The 4,078-nt window shown below is 69.5% G+C and carries 4 protein-coding genes; all 4 read right to left on the bottom strand.

The features are described 5' to 3' along the window. Window positions 1-396: 396 nt before the first annotated feature. Genes Q0716_RS01655 through Q0716_RS01640 form a run of 4 tightly spaced genes read right to left on the bottom strand, consistent with a single transcriptional unit; the run spans window position 397 to window position 3,369 of the window. On the bottom strand, window positions 397-594 hold the full coding sequence (locus tag Q0716_RS01655) for a hypothetical protein (protein WP_299018961.1): 198 nt from the start codon (window positions 592-594) through the stop codon (window positions 397-399). Next, the gene (istB, locus tag Q0716_RS01650; RefSeq protein WP_299018963.1) at window positions 591-1,382 is read right to left on the bottom strand and encodes an IS21-like element helper ATPase IstB; all 792 of its coding nucleotides are present in this window, start codon (window positions 1,380-1,382) and stop codon (window positions 591-593) included. Before istB ends, Q0716_RS01655 begins: the two co-directional genes overlap by 4 nt. Before the next feature lie 8 nt (window positions 1,383-1,390). After that, a complete protein-coding gene (gene istA, locus Q0716_RS01645; protein WP_299018959.1) occupies window positions 1,391-2,893 on the bottom strand; it encodes an IS21 family transposase in 1,503 nt (500 codons plus the stop codon). Between the two features lie 20 nt (window positions 2,894-2,913). Further along, a complete protein-coding gene (locus tag Q0716_RS01640) occupies window positions 2,914-3,369 on the bottom strand; it encodes a hypothetical protein (RefSeq protein ID WP_299018957.1) in 456 nt (151 codons plus the stop codon). Window positions 3,370-4,078 lie beyond the last annotated feature (709 nt).

Below are 4,078 nucleotides of genomic sequence, written 5' to 3'. Positions count from 1 at the left end.
GATCCGCTCTTGCGTCCAGCGCATGAGGTCGCTCGTCAAAGGCGACTCGGGCGCCACCAGCGACAGGTGATCCAGTCCGAAATAGCGACGGTACTCCAGCACTTGCCCAGCACGGCAGCGACGGGTCACGAACTGCTGCTGAAGTTCTGGCAGTACCAGCGGATCGGCCAAGCCTTGCGCGATCAGCAGCGGCTGCGAGATGGAGCGGTCCGGCGTGTTTTCAGCCAGCCGGGCACCAAGTGTTAGCGGCGGTCAGGATCCGCACTTATTCGGCGGTGAGGACGCGGTTTTGAGTTTGAGCCGGCGGCCGGTCCGACCAGTAGCAAGGGCCCCGAAGGGCCCTGGTGGATGAGATGAGGACGCCGCCGACGAGGGCGGCGGCGTTATTCGGCGGCGTCAGAACGGTTCACTCGAGTCGGCGGAGGACGTCGGCGTATCGCACGCGAGTTGATCGCGCCAGGCCTGTTGGATCTGCGGACCGTAGAGGCCCCAGAGCTGCTCACTCAATGTCTGCAGGCACTCGAAGACCGCCAACGCCTGCTCGGGCGTCCAGTGTGTCGGCAGCACCGACGCGGCGACCCGACGTGTCGTCACGGCTTGGCCTTGCGGGAGGCGGCGCCGGCCTTGGACGCGCGCTGGCGCGTGCGTGCGGCCAGCCGCTCCTGGGCCTCCTTGGCCCGGTAGGAGTCGCCCTCGATGCGCACGACCTCGGCGCGGTGCATGAGTCTGTCGACCAGCGAGACGACGCAGGCGGCGTTGGGGAACACCTCGCCCCAGTCGGCGAACGCTTTGTTGGTCGTGACCACCGTGCTCTTGTGCTGGTAGCGACGACTCACCAGCTCGAACAGCAGGTCGGCGTGGCGGTTCGAGTAGGAGAGGTAGCCGACCTCGTCGATCAGCAACAAGTCGGGCGCGGCGTAATGACGCAGCCGGCGACGCAGGGTCGAGTCGCTGTCCAGGGCTGCCAGGTCACCCAGCAACTGGCCGGCAGTGACGAACAGGACCGTGTGACCGGCCAGCACGGCCTGGTAGCCGAGGTTGCAGGCGCACATGGTCTTGCCCACGCCGTTGGGGCCGACGAGCACGACGTTGGTGGCGTCGGCGAGGAACTGCAGGGCCATGAGGTCTTCCACGGCGCCGCGATCGATCTGCGCAGGCCAGCTCCAGTCGAAGTCGGCCAGCGGCTTGAACTGCCCGATGTGGGCCTCGCGCAGGCGGCGCTCCAGGCTGCGGCGGCTGCGCTCCTGGGTCTCCCAGTCCAGCCACTGCGCCACGCGTGAGGCGGCCTCGGGATCGGCCATCACGTCGGCCCAGTGGGCCAGCAGGCCATGCAGGCGCAGCTCGGTGGCTCGGGTGCGCAATTCGGCGGCTTGGGTCGGCATGGGCGCGTTCACGGCAGTTCTCCTTCGTCCGCCGGGACGATTCGGTCGTAGCTGGCCAGGGCGTGCGAGCGCACGGGCGCGTCGCGACGGGCGACGTCCTCGCTCAGATGCAGGGCCGTGGGCGGGGGCAGCCCCTGCTCCTCGCGGGCGCGCTCCAGCGCCAGCCGCACGGCGTTCGGATGCGGCACGCCCTGGGCGAGCGCGCTGTCGATGGCCGCCTGCAGCGCCGAGGCGCCATAGCGGTCGAGCAGGCGCAGCAGTGCTGCGGTGATGGAGCCCAGGTTCTCGCCGCGCTCGGCGGCCTTGGCAAGCAGCACAGACGCGGCCGGCACCGCGCGGCTGACTCGGTCCACACCCCGGTGCCCACGCGAGCGGCCCTTGTGCTGCACGAGCGCATCGATGTGGGCGGCGTCCTCGATCTGCGCGCCCGCGTCGTAGCTGCGAACGTGCCGGGCAATCTCGGTCGCGCCGTCGAACACGCGCACGCACGCCGGGTCGGCGAGCACGGCCAGGGTGCGCTGCACGTGGGTGTGCGGCACCGAGTAGTCGTTGAGGTCGAAGCGCACGTAGGGCGTCTTGCCCACCTGCACGGCCACGCGCTCGCCCAGGGGATAGTCCTGCGCGGGCAGCGCCAGCAGGCTCGCGCGCTCGGCCTCGAAGGCCTGGCGCACGCTCAAGGCGCCGTCCTCGGGCCAGCGCCGATCCGAGGCGAGCCCCTCGCACCAACGGCGCGCCTGCGCGTTGAGGTCATCCAGGTCGGCGAACTCGCGTGCCGCGAAGAAGGACTCGCGGATGTAGCGGATGCTGCGTTCGACCCGACCCTTCTCGTTGCCGCGGGCCACGGCGACCGGGCGCGGCTCGAAGCGGTGGTGGGCCGCGAACTTCAGCAGCTCGGGATTGAAGCGCACAGCGTCACCGATGCGCTCGAGCACGGCGCTCTTGAGGTTGTCGTAGAGCAGGACCCGGGCACAGCCGCCATAGGCGGCAAACGCCTCGACATGGCCGCGCAGGAAGCTGTCCATCCGCGCATCGAGGAAGAAGCGCAGGAAGATCCGGCGCGAGTAGCTCAGCACCATCACGAAGGCCATCAACGGCCGGCGGGCGCGCCCGACCTGCAGGTGGCCGAAGTGACCCCAGTCGACTTGGGCCTGCTCGCCCGGCAAGGTGCGCAGTCGTAGGTAAGCCTCGGCCGGGGGACGCGGGCGCAGCGTGGCCACGAGGTGGCGGAAGTGGTGGGGACTGCCGCGGTAGCCACGCTCGTGAACCATGTCGAACAGCCGCGCCGCGGTGAGCGTCGGGAACTTCACCAGCGTCTGCAGGATGAACGGCCGGAACGGGTCAATGCGGCTGGGTCGCAGCAGCGCGGTCGGCGGCGAGATGCCCGCCTGCGCGAGCACCCGCCGCACGGTGTCGCGATGCACGTGCAACTGGCGCGCGATGGTGCCCACGCGCCAGTGTTCGGTCTCGTGCAGGCGCAGGATCTGTGCGCTCATGTCGGTTGAGATGACCAAGACGGCTCCTTCGAAGAACTTCAAGGACAGGCATCGACCACGCGGGCAGGCCAGCGCCGCAGGCCGTGACGCACGAACCCCTGGCGCACCCAGGGCGACAGCGGCACGCCACAGCGCCGGCAGCGCGGCCTGATCTGCTGCGCCTGTTCAGCGGTGGCGTTCACCGCGTGGTCGGGCTCGTTCACGGTCAGTGGAGCAGCAGGCACCACGGCACGCCAACCCTGATGCGTCACGAAGTGGTGGGTGCGGCCAGCGGCAATGGCGCCGTGTTCGTCCTTGCCCTCGCGCTGGCGCTGGCGCCAGCGCCGGGAGCGCTCGGCATGGGCCAGTCGGCCAGCGCGGCTGCGCTGATAGCGCCGTGCCGCTGCGCGCTGCGCCTCGCGGCGGGCCGCGCCGGAGCAGGCTCGGCCGCAATAGCGCTGGCCACGATCGCAGCGGCTGCACAGCAGCACCTGCACACTGCAGCGCGCGCACACGAACAGACGGGCGGGATGGTCGACGGCCAGGCTCCCCGGAACGGCTCCCGGGGAACGCCAATGGCCGGCTGCATGCAGCGTGTATGGCCGCGTGCCGCGGCATACACTGCGCTTGCATCCCGCTAATTGGCGCGGTTGTAGGGCACGGCGTCCGGGCTTTAGCTGCCACGCGATGGGCCGGCACCGTGCCCGCCTACCACTCGGGCACGGCGAGGTTCTACCTCACCGCCGGCCCCCCAGCACGCGGATCCAGAGCCCCTGATCGCGCCGCCGCCAGGCGGGCGCCCTGCAGGGCGCCCGCCTGGCCCTCAGCTCACGCGCAACGACGGCCACCGCCGATCGCGCTTCCCATCCTCACTTGCGATTGGCCCTTACCAGGGCTCAATGCAAAACCGCGTCCTCGCCGCCGAATAAGCGCGCTTCCTGACCGCCGTTCACATCACCGCAGGCACGAACGTACACTCAATCGCACTCACACCAATTCATACATTGTAGCTGATGGATGGACCCATGCCACAGGCGGCCAAACCGCCTCCCAACCAGCGGCGCAGATCGCCGAGCACGGCGTCGGGAGATGAATTCCCTTTCCGAATATTGCTGACCGTCGCGTAGCGTGTCGCCTGAAAGGTTCTCATGGGTAAGACTCTCCACAGCCGACACAACACCATCTTCCTGGACATGCTCAGGGGCCTGCGCGAGCGGAAGCGGT

The sequence above is a fragment of the uncultured Tepidimonas sp. genome (assembly GCF_938045175.1).
In the GTDB taxonomy this organism is placed as follows: domain Bacteria; phylum Pseudomonadota; class Gammaproteobacteria; order Burkholderiales; family Burkholderiaceae_C; genus Tepidimonas.
Note: the sequence above shows the minus strand (reverse complement) of the source record. Positions and strands in the feature narration are given on the sequence as shown.

Coding starts and splice junctions, on each gene's coding strand:
- istB (WP_299018963.1), bottom strand. CDS start 1,382: ATGCCGACCCAAGCCGCCGAATTGCGCACCCGAGCCACCGAGCTGCGC.